This is a genomic window from Phenylobacterium sp. (genome assembly GCF_030693405.1).
GTDB lineage: Bacteria > Pseudomonadota > Alphaproteobacteria > Caulobacterales > Caulobacteraceae > Phenylobacterium.
In genome coordinates, this window is sequence record NZ_JAUYAW010000012.1 from 1 (window position 1) to 26,437 (window position 26,437).

Below are 26,437 nucleotides of genomic sequence, written 5' to 3' on the forward strand. Positions count from 1 at the left end.
GGGTCAGGGCCTGCAGGGCCGCGATGGGGGCGGAGAACCGGGCGGCGGTGACCCGGGCGGCCTGGGCGTCCCCCAGGCTCATGCGGCGACGCCCTTCGATCAGGGCCAGGCCGACCTCGGCCAGGGGCGCGGCCAGCCCGCCGCGGGCGGCCTCGCGGGCTTCACGGAAGGCGATCTCGGCGGCGGCGTTCAGCCCCTCCTCGCCGAACAGTTCGGCCCCGAGCAGGGCGCAGAAGGCCTGTTCACAGCGGGCGCGGGCCCAGCCGTCGGGGCGACGCTCCCGGTCAAAGGCGGTGGCGGCGGCCTCGGCCTGGGCGGCGGCCTTGCGAAGGGTGGCGGCGTCGCCGGAACGGCGGGCGACCTCGCGCCAGACGATGGCGGCTTCCAGGCGGCGCTGGGGTTTGTCCTTGGCGCTGATACGACCGGCGGCGGCATCGGCGGCCTTGCCTTCGTTGCGCAGCAGGGAGAGGTCGAGCAGTTCCAGCAGGGCGGAGTCTCCCCCGGCCAGACCATCACGCGCCGGACGCCAGCCCCCCTGGGCACCAAAGATCCGCTTCAACTCCCGGCCGAACTCAAACATGCCGTGGCGCTCCGTCGTCATCAGAGTCCCGCGGCGGGACGCCCCGCGCGGGTTCAGGTGAGACAGAGCAAAGCCGGAGCCGCGGCGATTAACAAGTGATTAACTTTTGAACATGGTTAACGGAACCTTGTCGTCGTCAAGCAAAACAAGGCTCTCGCACTCGCGCCTTAATGCCTGAACCGATTAAGCCAGGACCGATATTCAGGCGAAAATTGCGCTCAGCTCATCGGGCTTGAGGATGCGCCAGGCGCCAGGCGCCAAGTCCGGCGGCAGGGAAAGCCCGCCGATCTGATCCCGGTGCAGGGCCTCCACATGATTGCCGGCGGCGGCGAACATGCGGCGCACCTGATGATAGCGCCCCTCGGTGATGGTCAGGCGGGCCTCGGTGTCCGACAAAGGCTCCAGCGTCGCGGGCGCGAGGGGCTCGGTCTCGGACTCCAGCATGAGGGTCCCCGCGGCGAACACCGCCGCCTCATCCCCGCGCAAGGGACGGGCGAGCCTCGCCACATAGCGTTTGGTCACATGGCTGCGGGGCGCGATCACCCTGTGCAGAAGCGGGCCGTCGTCGGTGATCAGCAGCAGGCCTGTGGTGTCCAGGTCCAGACGCCCGATGGTGGAGAGGCCAGGCATCCGCGCCCGCCAGCGCCGGGGCAGAAGCTCAAAGACGCTGCGGCCCGGCTCCCGGTGGGAGCAGACAACGCCCAGCGGCTTGTGCATCAGCAGGGTCAGGGGCGCGGGCGGGTCCACCGGCGCGCCCTCGATCGTCATGCGCTCGGGCAGGTCGGGAACCACCGGAATCTTCTGGCCGCCGTCGCTGAGGGCTGCGCCGTCGAACACCACCGCGCCCTTGCGCAGCAGACCCTGGACCTCGCGGCGCGATCCATAGCCCAGATTGGCCAGCAGGCGATCGAGCCTGGCCATCGGGACCTTGCTCACCGCCGGGCCTCATAGAGCTTGTAGCCGCCCTCCTCTACCAGCAGCTTGACCTTGGTCCCGAAGCTGTCGGCGAGCGGCCGCTCATAGGGCAGATGACGGTTGGCGACCATCAGCAGTTTGCCGCCGTGCCGTAGAGCCTTGGCGGCCTGGGCGATGAAGGCCGCGCCCAGGGCCCGGTCCTCGGCGCCGCCATCGTGGAAGGGCGGGTTCATCACCACGAAGTCCAGCTCGCTCAAATCCGGCGCACCCTGGCGGATATCGGCCCAGACCACGTGGGCCCGGGGATCGTTCACATTGCGGGTCGCGCACTCGACGGCCCGGCGGTCGATGTCGATCAGGGTCAGCCTGGTGACCGCCGCAGACGCCAGCACCCCGTGGGCCAGGTAACCCAGGCCACAGCCGAAATCGGCGCCGACGCCAGCCTGGAACGGCAGGCGGCCAAGCAGCAGGGCGGTGCCGGGGTCGATCCGGTCCCAGCTGAATATCCCAGGTTGGGTCCAGAGGCCGAGGTCCGGGGACAGACGCGGGGCGCCGGCGGCCAGGGCCTCGGCGAGGTCGGGCTCAGCCGGTCGAACAACCTCGCAGATGCGATGGTGACGTCGGGCGTCCTCAGCCACCTCCAGCCCGAAGGCCTTGAGCTCCTTGGCGAGGCGCGAACCGCCCTTGGCCTTGGGGGCGAGCGCCGTCATCGTCCCGCCGACCTTCAAGGCCCGAAGCCCCTGGGCCAGGACGTAGCGGCGCTCCACCGTGCCCGGCGGCGCCAGGATGGTCAGGCTTTCGAGGGACTGGTCAGGAACGGCCTCGAGCGACTCCGAACCCGGGATCAGCGGCGAGAGCTGAGCTGCGCCCGCAGGCGGCTCGACCAGCTCCCGCGGCGGCAGGCCATAGACAGCGTGGACCGCCATCGCTCAGGCCCGTTCCTTCGAGCGTTCGAAGCGGACCTTGGGATAGCGCTCTGCCACATAGCCGATCTCCCAGGTCGACTTGGCCAGGAAGACCGGCTGTTCGTCGATGTCGCTGGCCATGGCGCCGCGGTGCTTGCCGGCGAAGTCTTCCACATCGACCTTTTCGCCGCCCAGCCAGCGGGCCTCGGCATAGGGGGCCGGCTCGAAGGAGACCTCCAGCTGGTATTCGTTGGCCAGGCGGTCGGCCATGACCTCGAACTGCAGCTGGCCGACGGCGCCGACGATGAAGTCGGCCCCAATATTGGGGCGGAACAGCTGGGTGACGCCCTCTTCGGCGAGGCCTTCCAGGGCCTTCTTCAGGTGCTTGGCCTTGAGCGGATCCTTGACCCGCACCCGCTGGAGGATTTCCGGGGCAAAGTTGGGCAGGCCGGCGAAGCGCAGCGTTCCGGTCTCCGACAGGCTGTCGCCCACCCGCAGGACCCCGTGGTTGGGAATGCCGATGACGTCGCCGGCGAAGGCTTCCTCGGCCAGCTCCCGGTCCGAAGCGAAGAACATGATCGGCGAGTTGACCGACAGCTGGCGGCCGGTGTTCTGCACCTTCAGCTTCATGCCCCGGGTGAACCGCCCCGAGGTCAGGCGCAGGAAGGCCACCCGGTCACGGTGGTTGGGGTCCATGTTCGCCTGGATCTTGAAGACGAAGCCCGAGACCTCCCGGTCGCCCGGCGCCACATGGGTCGCCTCCCCGCCCTTGTGCGCCGCCACGGCCTTGGGTGGCGGAGCGTAGGCGCCCAGGCCCTCCAGCAGTTCGGCGACTCCGAACTTGCGCAGGGCCGAGCCGAAGAAGACCGGCGTCATGTGCCCTTCCAGGAAGGACTGCGGGTCGAAGGGCTTGGAGGCCTCCTGAACCAGCATTGAACCCTCCTCCACCTCGGCCTGCTCCTCGGGGTCGAGATAGGAGACCACCGCATTGGACTTGAACGCGATGGGATCGGGGTGGCCGTCGTCGTCAGCCGTCTTCTTCGCGAAGGGCAGGAAGCGGCCCCGGCGCAAATCCACCATGCCCTTGAACCGGCCGCCGGAGCCGGCCGGCCAGTAGAGCGGCGCCGGATCCAGCGCCAGCTTGGTGGAGATCTCGTCCAGCAGCTCGAAGGGGTCCTGCGCCTCCCGGTCCATCTTGTTGATGAAGGTGACGATGGGGATGTCGCGCAGGCGACAGACCTCGAACAGTTTCAGCGTCTGCGGCTCAATGCCCTTGGCGGCGTCCAGCACCATGACCGCGGCGTCGGCGGCCGTCAGGGTGCGATAGGTGTCCTCGGAGAAGTCCTCGTGACCGGGGGTGTCGAGCAGGTTGAACATCAACCCCTCGTGGTCGAAGGTCATGACGCTGGCCGAGACCGAGATGCCCCGCTCGCGCTCGATCTTCATCCAGTCCGACCGGGTGCGGCGGTTCTCGCCCCGGGCGCGGACCTGGCCCGCCGCGCGGATCGCCCCGCCGGCCAGCAGCAGGTTTTCCGTCAGCGTCGTCTTGCCGGCGTCCGGGTGGGAAATGATCGCGAAGGTTCGGCGGCGCGCGGCCTGGGCGGCGGGAGATTGAGTCATGGGCTCGCGTTAGCGCGCGCGGCCCTCAGACGCAAACGGCGCGCGCGTCAGAGGCGCCTCAGGCCGCCAGTCGACGCCACACCTGGCGATCGCAGGCCAGCATGTCGAGGTCGCCCTCGTCCTGGCGAACCTTCAGGTCCTCGAGAGCTGCCTGGCCAAGCTCGGCGAAGCGGATGGTCACGTCCTGCGGATCAGCCTCGAAGCTCGGGACCACGAACAGGGCGCCGGTGATGGTCGGCGCCTTGGCCTGGATCAAAGCCGCCAGCCGCCGGGCGCGGTTGGGGCGCTCCAGATGCAGCAACGGCGTCTCGGCATAGAGCTCCTGGCCCATGCGCATGATCGATGGGAAGGACAGCGCCCGAAACCGGTCGGCCGTCAGGCGCGGCGTCAGCTTCATCTCGGCGAGATCGAGGACCACGTCGTTCATGAGGAAAAGCATCACCGTACGCCTGCACTGTTCGGGGGAAGACGCACCCTGCCCCATCCTGGCTTTCGGTTCGGTGGACGAAAGGGGTTAACGGGGCGTACGGCTCAGCTCAGCTCAGCTCAGCTCAGCGCGCGACCTCAAAGGTGTCCGAAGCCAGGCCAAGCTCGGCCATGGCCCGCAGATCACGCAGAATGCCCCCTGGCCCCTCAGGCGCGTCGGGATCGTCGCCCAGGCGGGTCAGCCAGCCCCACATGCTCAGCCGATGGTGCAGCATATAGACCCACAGGGCGCGTTGCGGGTCGGGATGGTCGACGGCGCCGTAGCCCTCAAGGATCGGGCCGGGGCTGCGCGGGTCCTCGTGGGCGCAGCAGAACAACGTCTTGGCGAGGTCGAAGAGGCGGTCAGCCGAGCGGGCGTTGCCGAAGTCCACCAATCCGGTGAGCCGCAGCCGCCCATCTGCGGCCCGTTCGGCGAGGATGTTCCCCTGGTGGAAATCGTCGTGGCACAGGACTGGCCCGCCGCTCTCCAGCAGCACATCGGCGTTCTGGGCGAACAGGTCCTCCAGCCGGCGGGCGAGGTCGGCGTCGCCGCCGCGGTCGCCGAACCGGCCCAGGGCGCGCCCAAAGGTTCCGGCCATGTAGGCGGCGTTGGTCGGTTCAGGATCGATGAGACCCTGATCGTGAAGATAGCCATAGGCCGGCATCGACGTGGTGTGGAACGCCCGCACCAGGGCGCCCACCTGCCGATAAACATCGTCGAGATCGGGTTCTGCGAACCACTGGCGAAGCGGCGACCCTGGGACCCAGGTGGTGAGCGCATAACGCAGGGGCAGTATGGCGCGTGACTCGTCGAACACCAGCCAATGCGGGATGGTGATCGCCGTGTCCGCCTTCAGCATCTCCGCCACCCGCCGCTCCTTTCCGGGACGCCAGGCGGGCTCGTCGGCATAGAGCTTGAGGACCAACGGATCGCCGCCGCCCACAAGGTCGATACGATAGACCTCGGTGCTGCCGCCCTGCAAAGGCGTGATGCGATCTGGCGAGAGCTTGGGATCGAACCCGGCCAGAATGGCGGCGGCCTGGTCCAGGCTCACATCGAAGGCCAGTCGTTTGATCGGCGGCACGGCCTTCGCTCCATCGTCGGATTCGCGGCGTAACCCGTAGATGGCCACCGCGACAGCGGCATGTCGGGACCGGAGGCTAACCGCGCACAAATCCCACAGACCTGCTGGCGAGCGCCAGCCTGCGGAAGCGGGCTGTCGCGAGGGTCCCTACCCTTCTTCCACCGGCTCCGTAAGAAAGTGGCGGCCCTGCTTGTCCTCGACCTCCACGACCCAGATGTCGGGATCGATGCGGGCGGCGCGGGCGACATAGGCGTCCACCTCGGGCTCCTCGGTGGCCATGGTCGGGCGCATCCAGATCCGTTCGCCGTCGCCCCGGGTGGCCTCGGCATAGAGCCGCACGGTTTTGTCCGACAGGTTCACGGCCTTGACCAGGACCGCGCCGGCCCGCGCATCACCCTTGCGCGCCACCACGCCAAAGCCGCCGGAAAGCTCGGCCCGTCGGATCAGGGCCGCGGCCCAGACGTCCGTCGACAGGATCATGTCGGTCCCTCCGTTGCGCGGCCTGCTTAGGGCACGGCTCGCAGGTCGCCGCAAGTCGGTGACGGCGCGGATGGAAAACGCCCGCCGCTAACCGAACGACAACCGCTCGCGGGCGACAGTGGGGGAAAGGCCGCAGAGCCGCAAAACATGAAACGAGTTGGACGCATGACGATCAGGCGCGACACCGCGCGGCGTCGGGCGGTTCGGTGGATGGGATCGATGGTCGCCGCGGGGCTGCTCGCAGCGCCCATGGGCGCGCTTGCCGGACCGCTGGACCTCTATGTCGAGCGCACCGCCATGGCCGCGGCTGACCTGCGGTGCGGGTTCTTTGACCCGGGCCTGCGCGCCGCCCTGGAGGCGGGCCGCATTCAGACCCGTAACGCCGCCCTGCGCAGCGGCGCCAGCGCCGACGACCTCTCCCGGGCCGACGCCCGGGCGCGGGCCTCGGCCAAGACCGTCATCTGCGATTCCGAGGCGGTGATGGCGGCGGCCGCCCATGTGCGCAACGCCTTTGACGGCTTCGCCAAGCTGCGGCAGATCACCTATCCCGGCGAGACCGCCGACTGGCGGGCCGACCGCACCGCCAGCGCCGAGGTCCATCGCTGGCGCCTGGCCCAGCAGACTGAATTCGCCGGCGGTCAGATGGTGTTTGGCCTGGCCGGCCGCGACACCCGTCCGGTGCTGCTGGCGCTGGCCAGCTTCGCCGATGGACAGGCCCCCTTTGGCGCCCGGCTGGTGCTGCGCGACAGCGGCCGGGCGAGCCAGCCCTATCTCGATCTGCGGGGGGACCTCGACCTCTCGCGGCGCATGCCCCCGGCCGGCGCCCGGCGCAGCTATGCCGCCGAGGCCCGCAGCAAGGCCGGCCTTGATCTTCGGCCCGAGACTATGGGCGCAGGTTGGGCGTTCCGGTTCCCCGCCGAGGCCGCCGAACGCCTGGCGACCCTGCATCCGCGGGAGGCCGTGGCGGTGGAGTTCCTGTTCAGCGAGGGCGTTCCGGTGCGCCGGGTCTATGTGGAGGTGGGCGACTTCGCCGTGGGCCACGCCTTCCTGCGGATGGCCGCGCGCTAGGGCGCTCTCAGGAGACCGGCGTCTCGAACGGCTCGGCCTGCGGGACCGGCGCCTCGGCTGGCCTTTCAGAAGGCGGCAGCAGCACCGGCATCCGAACGGTCACGGTGGTGCCTTCGCCCACAGCGCTTTCCAGGATCATCTCGCCGCCGTGCAGCTCGGCGAAGCTGCGGACCAGGGACAGGCCAAGGCCTGTGCCGGCCGCCCGCCGCTCGGCGTCGCCGGCCTGTTCATAGGGCCGGCCGACCCGGGCGAGGTCCTCCGGACTCATGCCCATGCCGGTATCGGCGACCACCAGCTCCATCATCCCGCCGACCGCCTGCAGGCCCACGGTCACGGCGCCATTTCGCGGGGTGAATTTCAGGGCGTTGGAGACCAGGTTCAGAGCGATCTGCTTCAGCGCCCGGCGGTCGGCGTCAATCTCCAGCGGCTCCCGGGGCAGGACGCCGCGCAGCTGTACGCCGGCTCGGTCGGCCTGGCCGCGCATGAGCCGGAGGACGGCGTTGACCGCCTCGCGGCCGTCGAATTCCTCGCGGCTCAGCTCGAACCGCTCGGCCTCGATCTTCGACATGTCGAGGACGTCGTTGATCAGGTCCAGCAGGTGGCGGCCGGACTCGTGGATCAGCTCGGCATACTCGCCGTAGCGGTCTGGCAGGGGACCGAACAGCCGCGAGCGCATGATGTCGGAAAAGCCCATGATGGCGTTCAGCGGCGTGCGCAGTTCGTGGCTCATATTGGCCAGGAAGCGGGACTTGCCGGTGTTCTGGGCCTCGGCCTCGCCGCGGGCGGCCTCAAGCTCAGCCTCCTGGTCGCGGCGAGCCCGGCCATCGGCGAGGACGGCCACCAGGCGCATGGAGCGCCCACGGCGCAGGCGCGCCTCAAGCCAGCCGTCGGGATCGGCGAGCGGCGCAAAGGCGAACGCCGCATGGCCGTCACGAAGCGCCACCTGAAACCCCCGGGCCAGGTCGTGACGTCCCTGGGGCAGGCCCAGATCAAAGAAGGCGCGGCCCGCGATATCGGCGCCGGCGAGGGGACGGCCATAGGCGCCGGCCACCCGTCCGTCAGGCAACAGGTCGAGAATTTGCGTCGGCTGCTCGGCCAGGAGCCTTTGCAGCCGCGAAAGGGCGCTAGCCTGGGCCCGCTCGCGGCGATCCACGCGACGCAACAGGCTGACCACGCCGAGGGCCAGGCCGCCAACGGCGCTCACCAGAGCCACCGCCTGCAGGACGAGAGACACCGGCGGCCCCGTTGGCGGTGGTCCGCCAAGCAGGCTGACCAGCAGACCCAGGCCCATCAGACCGAGCGCGGCGGCGCCGGCCGCGGCCGCCCGACGGGGCTGACCTTCGACGAGGGTTGCGGCCAGGGGGGCCAGACACCAGGCCCCAAGGGGGCCAAGAGCGCCGCCGCTGAGCAACATGGCCAGGCCGGGTCCCAGGCTCCAGGCGACCAGCCGAAGCCGTTCGTTGGGGTTGCGCCGGGCCAGGCCCAGGCCAAGATCAAGAAGCGCCGGAACGCCGCCGAGCGCCAGGGCGATCGCGGCCCGCGCCCCCTCGCCGCCGCTGGCCAGGACGAAGGCCCCGCCACCGGCGACGAGCGCCAGCCAGCCCGCGCTCCACCAGAAGGCCGCCGCCGATGGGGTGGCCAAACCTGCAGGGCGGCGGTCGGGCGGAGCGTCCATGGTCGGGGCGGGTCGCAGTCTGGCTCTCACAGGGGCGGAATCGATAGAGATCAACGCATGACTCTAGACCCCGCTCCCACCTCAAGCGAGCCTGCTCGCCCCCTGGGCGACGGCCATGGGGTCGCAGTCCGCCCATATCGGGCGCAGAGCGCCGCGAAACCAATTCGTAAGCCCCCCGCCCGCAGTCTGGGGGACTGTCCCAGAGGTTACCCAGCGAGCCCATCCGATGACCGATGCGGCCCCCCGTCACCCGCCGCCGCAGTCCGAGCCCAGGCTTTCCGGGGATGCGGCCGCCCGGCGCGAGGCCCGGCGCGCCGTCCACAAGCGTCTGGAGGCCAGGGCCGAAGAGCAGCGGCGCTCCTTCCTGCGCATGGTCAGCCACGAACTGCGCACGCCCCTGAACTCCATTCTCGGCTTCTCGGAACTGATCGGCGCCGAGATCTACGGCCCCCTCGGCGCCCCCGAATACAAGGAATATGCCGGGCTGATCCGCGACAGCGGTCAGAAGCTGCTCGCCCTGGCCAATCAGGTGCTGGAGATCGCCCGGCTCGACAGCGGCACGGCTGATCTGGCGGCGCGCCGGGAGCCGCTCGACCATGTCCTGGACGATGTGCTCGACGGCCTGGCCGAGGAAACCCGCGCGCGTCGGGCCAGGGTGATCGTCGACGATCAGGGACGGCTTCCCGACATCATCGCCGACCCCAAGGGCGTGCGCACCGCTCTGACGGCCCTGGTGTCCAACGCCCTGGCCTATGGTCCTGAGGAGGGGCTCGTCACGATCGTCGTCGAGACGACGGCTGAAGGCGTCGCCTTGACCCTGACCGACCAGGGTCCAGGCGTGGCGGCCCAGGACATCCCCCGCCTGCTGCGCCCCTTCGAGCAGGGGGAGAACGCCCTGATCCGCCGGGGAGAAGGCGCCGGCCTCGGCCTGCCGCTGGCCTATATGCTGTGCCGTGGGATGGGCGGCGGCCTGGCGCTTGGGCCGGGCCCGGAAGGGGGGCTGAAGGTCGTCGTCCGCCTACCAGCAGCCCAGACCTTGCCTGACCACGGCATCTGACGCGTTGCGCCCCGACCTTTGGGGGCTTAAGTGCGGGACCAGATGGACGGCATCCAGAAAACCCTCGACGAACTCGCCGACGAATTCGACCTCCTGGGCGACTGGGAGGAGCGCTATCGCTATGTGATCGAGCTGGGCGGCGATCTTGCGCCCCTGAGCGAGGCCGAGCGATCGGAGGCCAACAAGGTGCGCGGCTGCGCCAGCCAGGTCTGGCTGGTCACAGAACCGAAGGGCGACGGGCGGGTGGAGTTTCGCGGGGACTCCGACGCCCACATCGTGCGCGGCCTGATCGCCATTCTGCTGCGTCTGTTCTCAGGGCGCCGGCCGGCCGACATCCTGGCCTTCGACGTGCGGGGCGCGTTCGCGAGACTGGGGCTGTCGGGCGCCCTCTCCACCCAGCGTTCCAACGGTCTGGCCGCCATGGCCGAACGCATCGCCCGGGACGCCGCGGCCCTGAACGCCGCCAACGGCTGACGCCGAACTGAAACTCAGGCGGCGCGGATGCCCGAGAAGCCGGACTCGCTCTGCAGGCCCACGACCGTGTCGTAGCCGAGGATCATGTCCACATCGCGCCCATTGGACGCCAGCGGCAGCCTCAGCCACAGGATCGAGACATGGCCGGCTCCGCGCCAGGCCAGGCTGTGGACACCGACCCCTGGCCGGCGCTCCTGGACCACCGCCGACAACTCTTCGCGCCAGTAGTCGGCGGCTGCGGCGTTGTACACCTCGCCCAGGGTGCGGCCGGTGATCTCCCGGCCATAGATGCTGTAGAGCCCCGTGCCGGCCAGACGGACGCGGAAGTCCATGGGGTCGCGACGGATATCGATCAGGCTGACCGTCGGCAGCAGGCGCTTCAGGGCCGCCGGATCGACATCCCGGCGCGCAGGCAGCCGCGCGCCACGGCGCAGGCCGGCCCAATAGCCGTAGATTTCTTCATGAGCACGAGCGGCAGCCGCCGAAGCCCCTATCTGAGCGGCCATATTCAGATTCCTTAACAACCCATTGGAATCGCGACGAATCACTTATCGCCCGTATGGCGAATCTTGGGCAAGTCGAAATCGCCGCCTGCGACGACGAGGGGGCATAAATCGCAAAAAAGCGCCCGCCTCCTGGAGAGGCGGGCGCTCTTTATCGTCAGCGAGGCTGCGGAGGGATCAGCGCTTCTTGCGCGCCGCCTGCCGGCCGCCTTGGCCCAGGCCCATCTGCTTGGCCAGGTCCGAACGCGCCTTGGCGTAGTTCGGGGCGACCATGGGGTAGTCCTTGGGCAGGCCCCACTTGGCCCGGTATTCTTCGGGGCTCATATTGTACTTGGTGCGCAGGTGCCGCTTCAGCGACTTGAACTTGCGACCGTCTTCCAGGCAGATCAGGAAGTCCGGCGTAATGGAACGACGAACAGGAACCGCCGGTTCCTTGGGCGGCGCCTCGACAGCTTCGGGCGCGGTGGTGACGCCAGCCAGCGCGCGATGCACAGCCTGGATCAGGTTTGGCAGGTCGGCCGCAGCGACCGAATTGTTGCCGACATAGGCCGACACGATATCGGCCGTCATCTCGATGACTTCTGCTTTTTCGTCCATTTGATTTACCCAGAACGGCGCAATGTGAGCGCCACAACATCTGATTCCCAGATCAGTTGTCAGCTACTTATCGCCCATAATGCCTCTGCACAAGACAATAGGGCTCAAAGCTGTCCTTACAGCAGGACAAGCCTGAAAAATTACGTGCCAGAGTTGAGTAGGTGCGACCGGGCGTCACAGCTCCGAGATTTGAGCCGCGCCTTACGCTTGCTAGGCGCCTAGTTTCGACCCAGCTCTTTTGCAAAGGCGAGCATCGCTGCGCGCTGCGGCAAGGAGTATTCATCAATGACGCTATCGTCGCCGTCGCGGATCGCCTGCAACAGTTCCGGCGTCATGGCCGAAGACAGCGACCAGTTCCAGTAGCGCAACACAGTCTGAGCCCGGTCGACCGCCAGGGTGTCGTAGATGATCATGGTCCGCTCAAAGGCCGGGTTGGGCGATCCGTCGGCCTCGGTCTCCGGGCGCCGCAGCCCGCGCCACAGGGCGCGCAGGGCCGCCCGCGGCAGGCCCGTCGCCTTGCAAAGAATGGCCAGGGGCTCGCCTCCCGCATCGGTGAACAGCTTGGCGCCGGTCATGGGCTTCAAGCCCGCCAGATAGGAGATCTCCTCGGCCACCTCGCGGGTCATGCCATGCTGGGCGGCGGAGACGGCGGCCTCCAGGCTGGTGAATGGGCTCTTTTCGATCGCGGCGCGATTGCGCTGACGGCGCTCGATGAACTGCAGCGCCTTGCGCGACATGGGGTCCTGCCAACCTTCGGCGGCCGCCATGGGGAAGATGTCGCCTGCCGCATCCTGCAGGATTTCACGGGACACTGCGAAGCGCTGCAGGATCGTGCGGCGGGCCTCCGGATCCGCCCACCAGAACAGCACATAGGCCTGGGCCGGCCGCAGCTCCGGCCGGCGCAGCAAAGCCGGCGCGATCTGGGGCGCGTCGCGGCTGATGGCGACCAGAGCCTCCAGGCCGGCATGGCCGATCCTGGCCTCCCGATTGGCCAGGACAGCCTCGATGACCTGAAGCTCGCCCGCCGCCACCAGGGCTTCGACCACCACCTCGCTGAGCCCCTTGCGGGCGGCGATCATCAACCGGTGCTCAGACCCGGCCGTGCGGGCGCAGTCCAGCAACTCGGCGTCCGACAGGCTCTCGCAGTCCTCCAGCAGGGGCCGGGCGACCTGCGGCTCATCGTGCAGCAGCAGACGGGCCAGCTGAGCGGGCGGCTCTGTCAGGCTGGCCAGGCGGCGGGAGACCTTCAGGCGCTCGTCGGGGGACGCGTCCCTGAGCATCTCGATCAGCAGATCAGCGGTCACAGCCCGCTCGAAGGCGTTGATCCGGCTGGACGGGAGGCACACCACATCGGCCAGCCGCCGCAGCAAGGCGCCTCTGGCGCGGAACTGCGGGGGCGGCGAGTCGTCCGGGTGGGGGGCGCTCTGGCTCATCTGGACACCCACTCCAACACAGGGGCGTTAACCATGGGTTCCCGTGCGCCCGCGCCTCCTTAGGAGAATTCGGGGGGCGTGCGCCCTGGCCAGATGTCGGGAAGCCCATCGGAGACCCTGTCCGGGAAGGCGGGCGGGCGCTTCTGCAGGAAGGATTCGACCCCCTCCTTGGAGTCGGCCGACGCGCCCCTGGCCTGAATCCCGCGGCTGTCGGCCCGGTGGGCGGCCATCGGATGGTCGGCGCCGGCCATTCGCCACATGAGCTGACGGGTCAGGGCCACCGAGACGGGGGCGGCGTTATCGACGATCTCGCGGGCCAGGGCGCGTGCGGCCGGCAGCAGGTCTTCGGGCGCATGCAGCGAGCGGACCAGGCCCCGATCCAGAGCCTCCTGGGCGTTGAACACCCGGCCGGAGTAGCACCACTCCAGAGCCGTCTGCATGCCCACCAGCCGGGGCAGGAACCAGGAGGAGCAGGCCTCCGGCGTGATGCCCCGGCGGGCGAAGACGAAACCGAACCGCGCCTCGGTCGAGGCCAGGCGGATGTCCATGGGCAGTTGCATGGTGACGCCCACCCCGACGGCGGCGCCGTTCACCGCCGCGATCACCGGCTTGAGGCTGTCATAGATGCGCAAGGAGACCAGGCCGCCCCCATCCCTGTAGACGCCCGACTCTGTCCGCTGGCCCAGAGGATCAACATCCCGGCGGTCGTAATCGAAGGTCGAGCCGCCGCCCGCCAGATCTGCTCCAGCGCAGAAGCCGCGGCCGGCGCCCGTCACGATGACGGCGCGCACATCGTCATCGGCGTCGGTCAGGTCGAAGGCCGCGATCAGTTCGCGGTTCATCAGAGGGTTGAAGGCGTTGAGCTTTTCCGGCCGATTCAGGGTCAGCAGGGCGATCCCGTCCTCAAGTTCGAGCTTCAAGGTCTCGAATTCGGCGAGGCTCTTGATGGCCATGACGTCTCCCTTTCGCTTTCCTGTCTTTGCCCCATCGGAGCCGCTTGACGGACGGGAGGTCAAGCACGCCATGATCCCTGAACAGTGATCATTTGAAGCTGGTCGACGGCCCCGACGAAGAGGGCTGCGACCTGGAGGAAACAGGCCCATGCATCCGTCGCATCATGCGAAGTCCCACCCTGAGCGCGCCGCCTACATCATGGCCAGCTCCGGCGAGACGGTCACCTATGGCGAGCTTGAGGCCCGCTCGAACCAGGGCGCCCATCTGTTCCGCCAGCTTGGCCTGAAGGCCGGCGACGTGATCGCCATCCTGATGGAGAACCATCCGCGGTTCTTCGAGGTGGCCTGGGCCGCGCAACGGGCTGGCCTCTATTACGCCTGTATCTCCTCCAAGCTGACGGCCGGCGAGATCGAATACATCATGGGCGATTGCGCCGCCCAGGTGCTGATCACCTCGGCCGGCGTCGGGCCGGTGGTCGACGAGCTTCCGGCTCTGTCGCCAGGGGTAAAGCTCTACATGGTGGGCGAGGCTCGCGCGCCCTATGAGAGCTTTGAGGCGGCCCGGGCGGCCATGCCCGAAACGCCGATCGCCGACGAGACCGCCGGCGCCGACATGCTTTATTCGTCGGGCACCACCGGCCGGCCCAAGGGGATCAAGCCGCCCCTGACCGGCGGGCCGATCGATGCGCCCAATGCGCTGTCCATGATGGCCGAGCACATGTTCGGCTTCCCGCCCAACGGGACCTATCTGTCGCCCGCGCCCCTCTATCACGCCGCGCCGCTGCGCTGGTGCATGGGCTATCAGCGGATCGGCGGCACCGTGGTGGTGATGGAGAAGTTCGATCCCGAACACGCCCTGCAGCTGATCGAAACCTACGAGATCGACTGCGGCCAGTTCGTGCCCACCCACTTCGTGCGGATGCTGAAACTGCCGCCGGAGGTGCGCACCCGCTACGACCTGTCGTCGATGAAGTCGGCCGTCCACGCCGCCGCCCCCTGCCCCATCCCGGTCAAGGAGCAGATGATGGAGTGGTGGGGGCCGATCATCCACGAGTACTATGCCGGCAGCGAGGGCAACGGCTTCTGCCATATCGGTCCGCACGACTGGCTGACCCACAAGGGCTCCGTGGGCAAGGGCACCACCGCCGAGGTCAAGATCTGCGGCGACGACGGGGAGCCCCTGCCGCCGCGCACCGAAGGGGTCGTCTATTTCGCCGGTGGGACGCCGCTCACCTATCACAATGCGCCGGACAAGGTGGCCGAGAACACCAACCGCCATGGCTGGACGACGCTGGGCGATGTGGGCTGGGTGGATGAGGAGGGCTTCCTCTACCTGACCGACCGCAAGAGCTTCATGATCATTTCTGGCGGGGTGAACATCTATCCCCAGGAGCTGGAGAACCTGCTGATCACCCACCCCAAGGTGGCTGACGCCGCGGTGGTGGGCGCCCCGGACGAGGAGATGGGCGAGAAGGTCGTCGCGGTCATCCAGCCCATGAACTGGGCCGACGCCGGGGACGACCTGCGGGCCGAGTTGATGGCCTTCTGCCGGGCAAATCTCAGCCATGTGAAGTCGCCGCGCATGCTCGATTTCATGGCCGAACTGCCCCGCCACCCGACGGGTAAGCTCTATAAGCGCCTGATCCGCGACGCCTATTGGGGCAAGGAAGGCTCCAAGATCGTCTGATCCCAAGGCGAGTGGCGCGCGCAGCGCCCTTGCCCACGCCGCCCCAGGTGATAGACCCGAACACCTGTTTCAAACCTTTAGGGAGCAAGCGATGAACCCGGTGGAATTCAAGGATCTGCCCGGCCTGGTCGGCCAGGAAGTCGGCGTGTCGGACTGGGTCGAGATCACCCAGGAGCGGGTGAACCAGTTCGCCGAGGCGACCGGCGACCACCAGTGGATCCACGTGGACGTGGAGCGCGCCAACAAGGAAATGGGCGGCCCCATCGCCCACGGCTATCTGACCCTGTCGCTGATCCCCTTCCTCGGCGCCGGCATGCTGCCGATCAAGGGCGTGACCCGGGGCATCAATTATGGCTCGGACAAGGTGCGCTTCATCAACATGGTCCGCGTCGGCAAGCGCGTGCGCATGCGCCAGAAGCTGATCGGCGCCGAGCCCAAGTCGGGCGGCATCCAGCTGAAGAATGAATGCACCATCGAGATCGAAGGCGAGTCCAAGCCCGCCTGCGTGGCCGAGACCATTTCGGTCGTCTACGGCGCCTAAATCAGCCGTTTATGCTGCGAAAGGCCCGCGTTTCGGCGCGGGCCTTTTTCGTGGCCGGAAGACAGGTCCGGCCCTCAATAATCCGGGGAAACCGCCTCGAGCGCCGAGGCCGCCTTGGCGCCGCCGACCCCCATGTCGCCCTGCGCCACGGTGATCTCAGCCAGCGGATTGTCCAGCAGGGCCAGGGTCTCGTGAATGTAGCGGGCGTGGGTGACGATGCCGATCTCCAGTCGCTCGCTGTTCAGCTCCACCTGCTGGGTGAGCAGGCCGGCGATGAACTGGACCTCCTGGGAATCGCCGCCGCCGGGCCTGCGGCGCACGCCCTCGGCCATGAACACCGGTCCGCCGGAATTGCCGGGGAAGACGGTGAAGTCGAGCAGGAAGGTCGGAAAGGCCGCCGCCGGCGCCAGCGGGAAGGAGGCCACCCGCCCGGAGCGGAGGATCGGGAAGCCGGCCGGGTTGGCTGACAGGCCGCGGGGGAAGCCGAGCGCCATCATCTGGTCGCCCGCGCCCACTGCATAGGTGGAAAAGGTCTCGTCCCCGGCCAGCCAGTCCTTGGGGATCGCCGCCTTGGCGAATTCCGGCGGGGCGGTGACGGTGATGGCGGCCACGTCGCGCTTGGGGTGCTGGGTCCAGCGGGGATTGCCGTCGGCGTCGCGGATGTCGACCTTCTGGGGGGCGTAGCTCCAGCTGCCATCCGCATTGGCGATCCGGTAGCCGATGCGGGCCTGAACCCCGGGCATCCGCTGCAGCACGTGGTTGGCGGTGACCAGGACCGTGCGCGGCTGGCCATCAAGGGTCGGTGCGTTGATCAGGAACCCGGTGCCGACCGTGCGCGTTCCATCCCCCAGCGGCTGCTCGATCTGAACCGTGGCGTGGATCAGCTCGACAGCAAGATCTGCGATCATGAACGCCCCTCGACTGGTGTGTATTGGACGGGGCCAAGTGAATCAGACCTGCCGCACTGCGGCAAGACGCGAGGATGTTACCGTCCGCGCCCTATTGCCGCGCGCCATATCCAGATCATGAAGAGCGCCACACGCAAACAGGCGCAAAAGCGCGCACGCCACGTCTTGAGGCGGGCGCGGGTTCGTCGCATCTAGCAGACATGACCCAGCGCCCGACGCCGCCCATCGCCCCCAAGCAGCCTAAACTTATCGAACAGCTCGGCCGCAGCCGCACCGACGACTACGCCTGGATGAAGGATGAAGCCTGGCAGAAGGTGCTGCGGGACCCCGCGGCCCTGCGCGCCGACATAACCGATCATCTGAAGGCCGAGAACGCCTATACCGAGGCCATGCTGGCCGGCACCAAGGATCTGCAGGCGGCCCTGTTCGCCGAGATGAAGGGGCGGATCAAGGAAGACGATTCCAGCGTGCCGGCCCCCGATGGCCCCTGGGATTACTATGTCCGCTACCAGGAAGGCGCCCAGCATCCGATCCGCGCCCGTCGCCCGCGGGGCGCTGAGATCGGCGAGGAAATCCTGCTGGACGAAGAGGCCCTGGCCAAGGGCAAGGCCTATTTCCAGGTGGGCGGCGCCGGCCACAGCCCCGACCACCGGCTCTATGCCTGGGCCGCCGATGAGCAGGGCTCGGAATACTACACGATCCGCATCCGCGATCTGGTGACCGGCGAGGACCTGCCCCACGCCATCGAGAGCGCCTATGGCGACTTCACCTTCTCGCCCGACTCCGAATGGCTGTTCTGGATCTGGCGGGATGAGAACGCCCGGCCGGCCAAGGTCTTCCGCCGGCCCGTCCGGGGCGGCGAGGACGTGCTGGTCTATGAGGAAAAAGACGAGGGCATGTTCCTGGGCGTCGGGACGACGTCCGACGACGCCTATGTGGCCATCCATGTGGGCGACCAGGAGACCACCGAGATCTGGATCATCCCGGCTGGCGAGCCGACCGCCGAGCCGGCCTGCGTCCAGCCCCGCGAGACCGGCGTCCGCTATGAGCTCGACCACTGGAGCGACCGCTGGGTGATCCGCACCAACGCCGATGGCGCGGTGGATTTCAAGCTGTGCGTCTCCACCGAGACCCTGCCCGCTCGGGCGACCTGGCGCGACTTCGTCCCCCACCTGGCCGGCCGCTACATCACCGGCTTCGCCGCCTATGCCGGCCACCTGGTGCGGATGGAGCGGGTCAATGCCCTCGACCAGATGGCGGTGATGACCCGGGACGGCGACGAGCACGTGGTCGCCTTCGACGAGGAAGCCTACGCCCTGCACCTGGAGGGCGGGCTGGAATACGACACGACCCTGACCCGCTTCGTCTACCAGTCGCCCACCACGCCCCGGCAATGGTTCGACTACGACATGGCCACCCGCCAGCGGACCCTGCGCAAGACCCAGGAAATCCCATCGGGTCATGACCCCGACGCCTATGTGGCCCGCAGGCTCTATGCCCGCGCCGCCGACGGGGAAGAGGTGCCGATCACGCTCTTGATGCGCCGCGACACGCCGCTGGATGGGACGGCGCCGCTGATGCTCTACGGCTACGGCTCCTATGGCCACGCCATGGAACCCAGCTTCTCGATCCGCAATTTCTCCCTGGTAGACCGGGGCTGGATCTGGGCCACGGCCCATATCCGCGGCGGCTCGGATAAGGGCTGGGGCTGGTTCATGGACGGCCGCAAGTCCAAGAAGACCAACACCTTCACCGACTTCATCGCCTGCGCCGAACACCTGATCGCGCAGAACTACGCCACCAGGGGAAGGGTCGCGGCCTATGGCGGCTCGGCCGGCGGCATGCTGATGGGGGCTGTGGCCAATATGCGCCCCGACCTCTGGGGGGCGATCATCGCGGCCGTGCCGTTTGTTGATGTGCTCAACACCATGAGCGATGCGAGCCTGCCGCTGACACCGCCGGAATGGCCCGAATGGGGCAATCCCCTGACCGACGCCGAGGCCTATGACGCCATCGCCGCCTACAGCCCCTATGACCAGGTCGGCGCAAAGGCCTATCCGCCGATTCTGGCCACCGGCGGCCTGTCGGACCCGCGGGTGACCTATTGGGAGCCGGCCAAGTGGGTGGCGCGGTTGCGCGAGCACACTACGGCGGAGGCGCCCATCCTGCTGAAGATCAATATGGAGGCCGGCCATGGCGGCGCATCTGGCCGGTTCGATTTCCTGAAGGAGATCGCGCTCGACTACGCCTTCGCCGTCTGGGCCATCGACAAGGACTGGACCCGATGATCGTCCGCCCGGCCGAGGCCGCCGACATGACCGCCCTGGCCGAGATCTATGGCCACCACGTCCTGCATGGCTTCGGCACCTTCGAAGAGGTCCCGCCCTCGGCCGACGAGCTGAACCAGCGCCGCGAGGCCATTGTCGCCCGGGGCCTGCCCTATCTGCTGGCCGAAGATCAGGGGAAGGTTCTCGGTTTCGCCTATGCCGGGCCTTTCCGCCTGCGCGCGGCCTATCGCTACACGGTGGAGGACAGCGTCTATGTGGCGCCGGACGCCCAGGGGCGCGGGGTCGGCCGCGCGGTGCTGTCGGCCGTCATCGAGTCCTGCGAGGCCATCGGCATCCGCCAGATGGTCGCGGTGATTGGGGATTCCGCCAACGCCGGCTCCATCGGCCTGCATACCGCGCTCGGATTCACCCACCAGGGATCAGGCCTGGGCCTCGGCTACAAGCACGGCCGCTGGGTGGACATCGTCTGGATGCAGAGGGCGCTCAACGGCGGAACGAGCCGCGACCCGAACGCGCCTGGCCTGGCGCTCAGCGGGGTCTAATCGGCCGCGCCGTCGAAGGCGATGTCCAGAAACCGCGCCAGCGTCGGGGTCAGGTCGTCCTGGCGCCAGACCAGGCCGGTTTCGAGCAAGGGCGCCTCGCCGGCCAGCTCCACATAGCGCACGCCGGTGCGCGCCAGGTTGCGCAGGGAGGCCGGCGCCAGGGCCACCCCCATCTCGGCCGAAACAAGGCTGATGATGGTTTGCATCTGAATGGCCTCCTGGGCGATCCTGGCCGCCCCGCCATGGGCGGTGAAGTAGTCGGTGACCAGGTCGTGGAAGGCCGGCGCGGCGCGACGCGGAAAGAGGATCAGCGGCGACTGGACGATCACCGCGGGGTCGAGCCTGCCCGCCTGGAGCGGCAAGCGGCCCTCGCTCAGCCACGCCTCCGGCACGGCGGCCACCAGGGGTTCGACCAGCAGCCGGTGGTAGGCGAGGCCCGGCGGCAGGGCGCCGCTGGGGGCGATCACCACACCCGCATGGCCCGCCCCGTCCAGCAAAGCCTCGATCTGCACCTCGCTGGTCGCCTCGCGAAGCTCGATCTCCACGGCGGGAAAGAGGGCGGCATAGCGCCGGACCAGGGCCGGCAGGACGCTGTAGTCGGCAGTGCTGACGAAGGAGAGCTCCAGGCGCCCCGCCTCCCCGTCCCTCAGCCGGCGGGCGATGTCCGGCAGCGCGGCCAGCTCGGCCAGGGCCGCGCGTACAGGGATCAGAAACTGCGCCCCAAAGGGGGTGAGGGCGACGCTGCGCTTGGTGCGGGCGAACAGGGCCGCCCCGAGCTCCCGCTCAAGCGCCTGGATCGACTGGCTGAGCGGCGGCTGGGTCATGTTCAGCCGCGCGGCGGCCCGGCCGAAATGCAGGGTCTCGGCCACGGCCTCGAAATGTCGGAGCTGACGGACATCCATCGCTCATATCTACAGCGACCTAAAACGGCTTCAAAAGTATATTTCCCTCACGGACCCACGACGGCTATGCGGGAGGTGACGCAAGAAGGACGCCGCCATGCCCGCCTATCGCTCCCGCACCTCGACCCACGGCCGCAACATGGCCGGCGCCCGCGGCCTGTGGCGCGCCACCGGCATGAAGGACGGCGACTTCGGTAAGCCGATCATCGCGGTGGTCAACTCCTTCACCCAGTTCGTCCCGGGCCACGTCCACCTGAAGGATCTGGGCCAGCTGGTCGCCCGAGAGATTGAGCGGGCCGGCGGGGTGGCCAAGGAGTTCAACACCATCGCGGTGGATGACGGCATCGCCATGGGCCACGACGGCATGCTCTACAGCCTGCCCTCCCGGGAGCTGATCGCCGACAGCGTCGAGTACATGGCCAACGCCCACTGCGTGGACGCCCTGGTCTGCATCTCCAACTGCGACAAGATCACGCCGGGCATGCTGATGGCGTCGCTCCGCCTGAACATCCCCACCGTCTTCGTCTCTGGCGGGCCGATGGAGGCCGGCAAGGTGGTGATTGACGGCAAGGAGGTGGCGCTCGACCTGGTGGACGCCATGGTGGCGGCCGCTGATGAGTCCGTCAGCGACGCCGACGTGGCCGCCATTGAGCGCGCCGCCTGCCCCACCTGCGGCTCCTGCTCGGGCATGTTCACCGCCAATTCCATGAACTGCCTGACCGAGGCGCTGGGGCTCTCACTGCCGGGCAATGGCTCCACCCTCGCCACCCACGCCGACCGGGAGCGCCTGTTCCTGGAGGCCGGCCACCTGATCGTCGACATCACCAAGCGCTATTACGAGCAGGAGGACGACAGCGTCCTGCCCCGCAATGTGGCCAGTTTCCGGGCCTTCGAGAACGCCATGAGCCTGGACATCGCCATGGGCGGTTCCACCAACACGGTCCTGCACCTGCTGGCCGCCGCGCACGAAGCGGAGATCGACTTCACCATGAAGGACATCGACCGGCTGTCACGCCAGGTGCCCTGCCTGTCCAAGGTCGCCCCGGCCAAGGCCGATGTGCACATGGAGGACGTCCACCGGGCCGGCGGGGTCATGGCCATCCTTGGCCAGTTGGAGCGCGGCGGCCTGCTGCACACCGACCTGCCCACCATCCATTCCAAGAGCATGGGCGAGGCCCTGGAGCGCTGGGACATCAGCCGCACTGAGAGCGAAGCCGTCCAGACCTTCTTCAAGGCCGCACCGGGCGGGGTGCCCACCCAGGTGGCCTTCAGCCAGAGCCGCCGCTGGAAGGAACTGGACCTGGACCGCAAGGACGGGGTCATCCGCAGCGTCGAGCACGCCTTCTCGCAGGACGGCGGCCTGGCCGTGCTGAGCGGCAACCTTGCCGAGGACGGCTGCATCGTGAAGACCGCCGGGGTCGACGACAGCATCCTGGTCTTTTCAGGTCCTGCCCGGGTGTTCGAGAGCCAGGACGACGCGGTCAGCGCCATCCTGACCGGCAAGATCGTGGCCGGCGACGTGGTGGTCATCCGCTATGAGGGCCCCCGCGGCGGGCCGGGCATGCAGGAGATGCTCTATCCCACCAGCTATCTGAAATCGAAGGGCCTGGGGAAGGCCTGCGCCCTGATCACCGACGGCCGCTTCTCCGGCGGCACCTCCGGTCTCTCCATCGGCCACGTCTCACCCGAAGCCGCCGAGGGCGGGCTGATCGGCCTGGTGGAGAATGGCGACCTGATCGAGATCGACATTCCCAAGCGCACCATCCGCCTGGCGGTGGACGACGCTGTGCTGGCAAGCCGCCGCGCGGCCATGGACGCCCGCGGCCCTGAGGCCTGGCATCCCGGCGCCCGCAAGCGCAAGGTCACCCCGGCGCTGCGCGCCTACGCGGCCTTCACCACCAGCGCCGCCCGGGGCGCGGTGCGGGACGTGGACCAGAAGCGCTAAGCCGCCCTGATCTGGCCATGTCCGGGGGCGAGGATGTCGGCATGAACGCCATCGCCCTCGCCGCCGCCCTGTCGGTCGCCGCCTTCGCCGGCGCAGCCCTCGCCGAGGACCGCCCCATCGCCACGGGCCGCGCGGGCGATCCGCCGACCGCCCAGGCCCAGGCCCAGGCGGCGCCTATCAGCCCAGGGCTTGAGCCCACCCTGCGGACCGAAGCCCCGGGTGACTGGGCCAGGCGCGTCATGGCCGGCGAACCCGCCCCTGAGGAGATCGCCGAGGCGCAGCAAGGGCGATGTCCCACCCGGGTCGACAACAAGCCCCATGGCCAGGTCTGGGGCAGCGTCGGCACCGGCGGCTATCGCGAGATCGGCGGCGTCGTCACCCAGCCCCTCGGCGACTGCGCCACCGTGACCATCGGCATGAGCCGGACGGAGGGCCGGTTCGCCGGACCCCGCTACCGCTAATCTGTGAGGCTTGGCGAAGGCGGCCCTGACGATGGCTCATACAATGGGCGGTCAGACCCCGCTTGATCGGCCGGGCGCAACGGAGGTGGTATGACCAGGGCTGGTTTGTCGGCCTCCACGTCTTCAACACGTACGTCAGGCTCGCCTCCTTCCGCGGCGCCGACCTGGATCCGCCGCCGCCGGTCGCCTCGAAGGCCGGGGTCACGCGCTATTTTCATATCCATGAAGACGACGCGTTGGACGGGCGGCGACTTGCCAATTGGATCGACCAAGCCACCGGCTGCCCGGCGAGCGCATGTAGCACGCCGCCGATTCCGTTGTCCGGCCAGAGGCGCTAGGCTGGCCCTGCGCAATCCCAGGAGCCCCCATGCCGTCCAGTACGCTTCCCCGTCGCAGCCTCGTCCTCGGCGCCGGCCTGGTCATGGCCGCGCCCCAGCTGGTCCTGGCCCAGAACGCCAAGCCCCGGGTGACGTTGAAGTCGAGCCTGGGGACCATCGTCATCGAGCTGGAGGACAAGAAGGCGCCCCTGACCAGCGCTAACTTCCTGCGCTATGTGGACGCCAAGGCCTATGACGGCGGCAGCTTCTTCCGCGCCGCCCGCAGCGAGTGGGCGCCCACTGAGGGCACCATCGTCGCCCAACCACCGGCCAAGTCACGTCCCTTCGCCCCGATTCGCCATGAGAGCACGACCATGACCGGCCTGAGCCACGTCCATGGGGCGGTCTCGCTCGGCCGGTTCGCTCCGGGGACGGCCACCAGCACCTTCTTCATCTGCCTGGGCGATCAGACCTTCCTGGACGCCCAGCCTGGCCAGCCCGGTGACAATCTGGGCTATGCGGTGTTCGGCAAGGTGGTCTCAGGCCTGTCCAACGCCCAGAAGATCCTGGCCCAGCCCACCGGCGGCGAAACCAAGTTCGCCGACCAGAAGGACGAATGGCTGAAGAAGCCGGTGATCATCGAAACCGCGCGTCGGGTCTGACGCCGAGACCTGCAGGCGCCGACATGTGCAACGAATATCAGAAGCGGATCGCCCGCGGTCCGCTCACCGAGCGCTTTTCCGAGATCAATATTCCCATCCGCTGGGCCGACGCCGAGCCGAACCGGGACCTGGACGAGCCGATCCGGCCCACCGACCGGGCCACCATCCTGCGCGCCGCTGACCCGGGCGATCCCACAGCGGGGCTGGAGGGGCTGGAGATGCGCTGGTGGCTGACGCCGGCCTTTCATCGTGGCCCGCTGAACGCTTGGCGCAGCATGTGCACCAATGCCCGCATCGAGACCGTGGACACCGCGCCGACCTTTCGTGAGGCCTATCGGCGCCGGCGCTGCCTCGTGCCCCTCACCAGCTTCATCGAGTATTCGGAACCCCCCGGCTGGAAGAAGGGCAGGCCCAAGACCCGTCATGAGATCAGCTGGGCCGACGAGGACGTCCGGGTCTTCGCCGGCCTGTGGGAGCGCTCGACGCCGGAGGACCACCCTGGGGGTCTGGAGAGCTTCGCCTTCGTCACGGCGCCCGCCCCCGCCGATATCGCGCCGTTCCATGACCGCGCCCCGCCGACGCTGAGCCTGGCCCAGGGACTGGCCTGGCTGGACCTGGAAGGCCCAGGCAAGGGGATGCTGGAGGACCTGCCGGGTCCTGGCGCCTATCAGGTCGTCGAGGCCCCGAGGGACCAGCTGATGACGCCGGAGATGCGCCGCCTGCTCTGAGGCGGTCAGCTCTCCGGGATAGACGGCTTGGCCGCCCGGCAGCGGTCGGAGCAGTATTTCACCTGTGGCCAGTCCCGCGCCCACTTCCTGCGCCAGGCGAAGGGCCGACCGCAGGCGGCGCAGACCTTGGTCGGCAGGTCAGCCTTCTGGCGCATCCGGGCCATGGCGGACCCTCAGTCCTGGACAGGGGCGGCGGGCGCAGCCTCAAGCCTCTGGATCACCATGTCGCGCAGGGGCAGACGCGCCCTCAAGCGGATGGCCAGCAGGGCCATGCCGCTCACCTTGCGCTGGACGAACAGGGTCTCGGCCGGGGGCGCATGCCAGGCCGCCCGGTCGGCGGCGATGGCTTCGGCCTGGCCTCGCACCTGCTCCACAAAGGCGCGGTCGGCGAAATCGAACAGGCCCGGCCGGCCCAGGTGACGCAGCAGGACCCCGATCATCTCGTCGATGGCGGGGCCATGGCGTTGCAGCAGGACGGGCGAGAGAAAGCCCGCCTCCACCAGCGCCAGGCGCAGGGCCGGCAGGTCCTCTGACAGTCCCGCCTGCGCCACACGGCGATAGGCGCCCGCCGTGTGGTCGCTCACCGCCATGGCCGCGCCGAAGTCGAGCAGCACGATCTTCTGGCTTCTCGCCTGCCAGCGGTAGTTCGCGAAGTTGGGGTCGGTCTGCATGTAGCCGAACGCGAACAGCTCGCGCAGGGCCAGGCTAATGAGGGCCGCCATGGCGCCGTCGCGGACCGCCTGGGGGGCGGCCTGGAGTGTCTCGATGGGATCGCCGGGGATGTAATCCATGACCAGCACCCGCTCGCGGCACAGATCCTCAACCGGCTCGGGCACGATGAAGGCCGGGTCGTCGGCCAGCAGGGCCCGGTAGCGGCGCATCTGGTCGGCCTCGCGGAGGTAGTCCGCCTCCTCGCGCAGCTGGCGTTTGGCGTGGGCCAGCAGGGGACCGATGTCGAGACCGCCGGGCAGCAGGCCCGACATGCGAAGCAGGCTGGCCACATTGTCCACATCGGCGTCGATGCTGGCCGCCACGCCGGGGTACTGCACCTTGATGGCCAGCTGGCGGCCGTCGCGCAGGGTGGCGCGATGCACCTGGCCGATCGAGGCCGCGGCGATGGGTGTGGTCTCGAACTGGGCGAATCGCCGCCGCCAGTCGGGACCCCAGGCGGCTTCCAACACCCGATGGAGCTGGGCCGGGGGCATGAAGTGGGCCGCGTCGCGCAGGCGGGCGAGAATCGCCGTGAGCTCCGGCGGCAGGACGTCGCCGCCGTCCATGGAAATCATCTGGCCGAGCTTCATGGCCGCCCCGCGCAGCCGCGACAGCTGCTCGGTGACCCGCAGGGCGTTGGCCGGGGTCAGCATCAGGTCCGACAGTTGCGGGCGCTGGCCATCGGCCAAGCGGCGGGCGCCCTCGGCGATCATGCCGCCAGCGACGCCGCCTGCGAGCTGGCCAAAGGAGGCCAGCCGGGCCATCCGCCCCGAGGGCACCTTGCGATATCGCGATTGCGTCATTCCCGGCGATCCTTGGGCCCGGCCCCGGACGAGCTCGGCGCCGCCATCGACGCGCCCCCTCGTCCCGCCGGCGCAGGCGACCTTCACCGGCGATGTGGTGACGCGGCTGCGCCTTGACCAGGGCGCGCAGAT

Annotated in this window: 26 protein-coding genes and 1 pseudogene; 11 read left to right on the forward strand and 16 right to left on the reverse strand. The window is 68.8% G+C overall.

Translation table 11 applies throughout. From position 1 onward, the window contains the following. From Q8N19_RS02890 to Q8N19_RS02920, 7 genes and pseudogenes are all read right to left on the reverse strand, one after another. Window positions 1–580 (reverse strand): annotated as a pseudogene (locus tag Q8N19_RS02890) (hypothetical protein); the annotation flags it as partial. A gap of 201 nt (window positions 581–781) precedes the next feature. Next, the gene (locus Q8N19_RS02895) at window positions 782–1,516 is read right to left on the reverse strand and encodes a 16S rRNA pseudouridine(516) synthase (protein ID WP_305588138.1); all 735 of its coding nucleotides are present in this window, start codon (window positions 1,514–1,516) and stop codon (window positions 782–784) included. Further along, a complete protein-coding gene (locus Q8N19_RS02900) occupies window positions 1,513–2,421 on the reverse strand; it encodes a class I SAM-dependent methyltransferase (protein ID WP_305588139.1) in 909 nt (302 codons plus the stop codon). Before Q8N19_RS02900 ends, Q8N19_RS02895 begins: the two co-directional genes overlap by 4 nt. A gap of 3 nt (window positions 2,422–2,424) precedes the next feature. Continuing rightward, window positions 2,425–4,020 carry a peptide chain release factor 3 gene (locus Q8N19_RS02905; RefSeq protein WP_305588140.1) on the reverse strand — a complete coding sequence of 532 codons (1,596 nt, stop codon included), beginning with the start codon at window positions 4,018–4,020 and terminating at the stop codon, window positions 2,425–2,427. 58 nt (window positions 4,021–4,078) lie between these two features. After that, on the reverse strand, window positions 4,079–4,459 hold the full coding sequence (locus Q8N19_RS02910; RefSeq protein ID WP_305588141.1) for a hypothetical protein: 381 nt from the start codon (window positions 4,457–4,459) through the stop codon (window positions 4,079–4,081). Between the two features lie 112 nt (window positions 4,460–4,571). Next, window positions 4,572–5,570, reverse strand: coding sequence for a phosphotransferase family protein (locus Q8N19_RS02915; protein WP_305588142.1), 999 nt, complete (start codon window positions 5,568–5,570; stop codon window positions 4,572–4,574). Between the two features lie 147 nt (window positions 5,571–5,717). Beyond that, a complete protein-coding gene (locus Q8N19_RS02920; RefSeq protein WP_305588143.1) occupies window positions 5,718–6,050 on the reverse strand; it encodes a DUF1491 family protein in 333 nt (110 codons plus the stop codon). Between the two features lie 219 nt (window positions 6,051–6,269). Between Q8N19_RS02920 and Q8N19_RS02925 the strand changes: the two genes are divergently transcribed. Beyond that, window positions 6,270–7,118 (forward strand): hypothetical protein, encoded by an 849-nt coding sequence (locus Q8N19_RS02925; protein ID WP_305588144.1) that lies wholly within the window; start codon window positions 6,270–6,272, stop codon window positions 7,116–7,118. A gap of 7 nt (window positions 7,119–7,125) precedes the next feature. On the opposite strand, the gene Q8N19_RS02930 is transcribed toward Q8N19_RS02925, so the two are convergent. After that, window positions 7,126–8,793: a HAMP domain-containing sensor histidine kinase gene (locus Q8N19_RS02930; RefSeq protein WP_305588145.1), complete on the reverse strand. Its 1,668-nt coding sequence runs from the start codon at window positions 8,791–8,793 to the stop codon at window positions 7,126–7,128. A gap of 226 nt (window positions 8,794–9,019) precedes the next feature. Here Q8N19_RS02930 and Q8N19_RS02935 point away from each other — a divergent pair, with 226 nt between their 5' ends. Both Q8N19_RS02935 and Q8N19_RS02940 read left to right on the forward strand, forming a co-directional pair. After that, on the forward strand, window positions 9,020–9,850 hold the full coding sequence (locus Q8N19_RS02935; protein WP_305588146.1) for a sensor histidine kinase KdpD: 831 nt from the start codon (window positions 9,020–9,022) through the stop codon (window positions 9,848–9,850). Window positions 9,851–9,892: 42 nt separating this feature from the next. Further along, complete coding sequence (locus tag Q8N19_RS02940) at window positions 9,893–10,324, forward strand: SufE family protein (RefSeq protein WP_305588184.1); 432 nt, start codon at window positions 9,893–9,895, stop codon at window positions 10,322–10,324. A 14-nt stretch (window positions 10,325–10,338) separates the two neighbouring features. On the opposite strand, the gene Q8N19_RS02945 is transcribed toward Q8N19_RS02940, so the two are convergent. The 4 genes from Q8N19_RS02945 to Q8N19_RS02960 all read right to left on the reverse strand — a co-directional run bounded on the left by Q8N19_RS02945 (window position 10,339) and on the right by Q8N19_RS02960 (window position 13,810). Further along, complete coding sequence (locus Q8N19_RS02945; RefSeq protein ID WP_305588185.1) at window positions 10,339–10,836, reverse strand: PAS domain-containing protein; 498 nt, start codon at window positions 10,834–10,836, stop codon at window positions 10,339–10,341. Window positions 10,837–11,004: 168 nt separating this feature from the next. Next, window positions 11,005–11,424: a MucR family transcriptional regulator gene (locus tag Q8N19_RS02950; RefSeq protein WP_293322638.1), complete on the reverse strand. Its 420-nt coding sequence runs from the start codon at window positions 11,422–11,424 to the stop codon at window positions 11,005–11,007. Between the two features lie 218 nt (window positions 11,425–11,642). Beyond that, window positions 11,643–12,857: a DUF2336 domain-containing protein gene (locus Q8N19_RS02955; protein ID WP_305588147.1), complete on the reverse strand. Its 1,215-nt coding sequence runs from the start codon at window positions 12,855–12,857 to the stop codon at window positions 11,643–11,645. Window positions 12,858–12,916: 59 nt separating this feature from the next. Then, window positions 12,917–13,810, reverse strand: a complete 894-nt coding sequence (locus Q8N19_RS02960; RefSeq protein WP_305588148.1) for a crotonase/enoyl-CoA hydratase family protein — start codon at window positions 13,808–13,810, stop codon at window positions 12,917–12,919. Between the two features lie 148 nt (window positions 13,811–13,958). On the opposite strand from Q8N19_RS02960, the gene Q8N19_RS02965 reads away from it, so the two are divergent. Continuing rightward, a complete protein-coding gene (locus tag Q8N19_RS02965; protein ID WP_305588149.1) occupies window positions 13,959–15,497 on the forward strand; it encodes an acyl-CoA synthetase in 1,539 nt (512 codons plus the stop codon). Between the two features lie 91 nt (window positions 15,498–15,588). Next, on the forward strand, window positions 15,589–16,038 hold the full coding sequence (locus Q8N19_RS02970) for a MaoC family dehydratase (RefSeq protein ID WP_305588150.1): 450 nt from the start codon (window positions 15,589–15,591) through the stop codon (window positions 16,036–16,038). A 74-nt stretch (window positions 16,039–16,112) separates the two neighbouring features. Here the strand turns inward: Q8N19_RS02970 and Q8N19_RS02975 are convergent, their stop codons facing one another. Then, the gene (locus tag Q8N19_RS02975) at window positions 16,113–16,946 is read right to left on the reverse strand and encodes a serine protease (protein ID WP_305588151.1); all 834 of its coding nucleotides are present in this window, start codon (window positions 16,944–16,946) and stop codon (window positions 16,113–16,115) included. Window positions 16,947–17,146: 200 nt separating this feature from the next. Here Q8N19_RS02975 and Q8N19_RS02980 point away from each other — a divergent pair, with 200 nt between their 5' ends. Next, window positions 17,147–19,234: a S9 family peptidase gene (locus Q8N19_RS02980; RefSeq protein ID WP_305588152.1), complete on the forward strand. Its 2,088-nt coding sequence runs from the start codon at window positions 17,147–17,149 to the stop codon at window positions 19,232–19,234. After that, the gene (locus tag Q8N19_RS02985; RefSeq protein WP_305588153.1) at window positions 19,231–19,776 is read left to right on the forward strand and encodes a GNAT family N-acetyltransferase; all 546 of its coding nucleotides are present in this window, start codon (window positions 19,231–19,233) and stop codon (window positions 19,774–19,776) included. The genes Q8N19_RS02980 and Q8N19_RS02985 overlap by 4 nt, the downstream gene beginning before the upstream one ends. On the opposite strand, the gene Q8N19_RS02990 is transcribed toward Q8N19_RS02985, so the two are convergent. Then, on the reverse strand, window positions 19,773–20,678 hold the full coding sequence (locus Q8N19_RS02990; protein ID WP_305588154.1) for a LysR family transcriptional regulator: 906 nt from the start codon (window positions 20,676–20,678) through the stop codon (window positions 19,773–19,775). The two genes, Q8N19_RS02985 and Q8N19_RS02990, sit on opposite strands and share 4 nt — an antisense overlap. Window positions 20,679–20,775: 97 nt before the next feature. Between Q8N19_RS02990 and ilvD the strand changes: the two genes are divergently transcribed. The 4 genes from ilvD to Q8N19_RS03010 all read left to right on the forward strand — a co-directional run bounded on the left by ilvD (window position 20,776) and on the right by Q8N19_RS03010 (window position 24,791). Then, a complete protein-coding gene (gene ilvD / locus Q8N19_RS02995; protein WP_305588155.1) occupies window positions 20,776–22,623 on the forward strand; it encodes a dihydroxy-acid dehydratase in 1,848 nt (615 codons plus the stop codon). A gap of 41 nt (window positions 22,624–22,664) precedes the next feature. Then, entirely contained in the window at window positions 22,665–23,084 is a 420-nt protein-coding gene (locus Q8N19_RS03000) for a hypothetical protein (protein WP_305588156.1), read from the forward strand. 367 nt (window positions 23,085–23,451) lie between these two features. After that, window positions 23,452–24,063 carry a peptidylprolyl isomerase gene (locus Q8N19_RS03005; protein WP_305588157.1) on the forward strand — a complete coding sequence of 204 codons (612 nt, stop codon included), beginning with the start codon at window positions 23,452–23,454 and terminating at the stop codon, window positions 24,061–24,063. Between the two features lie 23 nt (window positions 24,064–24,086). Next, window positions 24,087–24,791, forward strand: a complete 705-nt coding sequence (locus Q8N19_RS03010; RefSeq protein WP_305588158.1) for an SOS response-associated peptidase — start codon at window positions 24,087–24,089, stop codon at window positions 24,789–24,791. A gap of 5 nt (window positions 24,792–24,796) precedes the next feature. Here the strand turns inward: Q8N19_RS03010 and Q8N19_RS03015 are convergent, their stop codons facing one another. Together Q8N19_RS03015 and Q8N19_RS03020 are read right to left on the reverse strand one after the other, a co-directional pair. Then, window positions 24,797–24,955, reverse strand: a complete 159-nt coding sequence (locus tag Q8N19_RS03015) for a DUF2256 domain-containing protein (protein WP_305588159.1) — start codon at window positions 24,953–24,955, stop codon at window positions 24,797–24,799. A 9-nt stretch (window positions 24,956–24,964) separates the two neighbouring features. Continuing rightward, window positions 24,965–26,305, reverse strand: coding sequence for an AarF/ABC1/UbiB kinase family protein (locus Q8N19_RS03020; RefSeq protein ID WP_305588160.1), 1,341 nt, complete (start codon window positions 26,303–26,305; stop codon window positions 24,965–24,967). Window positions 26,306–26,437: the final 132 nt, after the last annotated feature.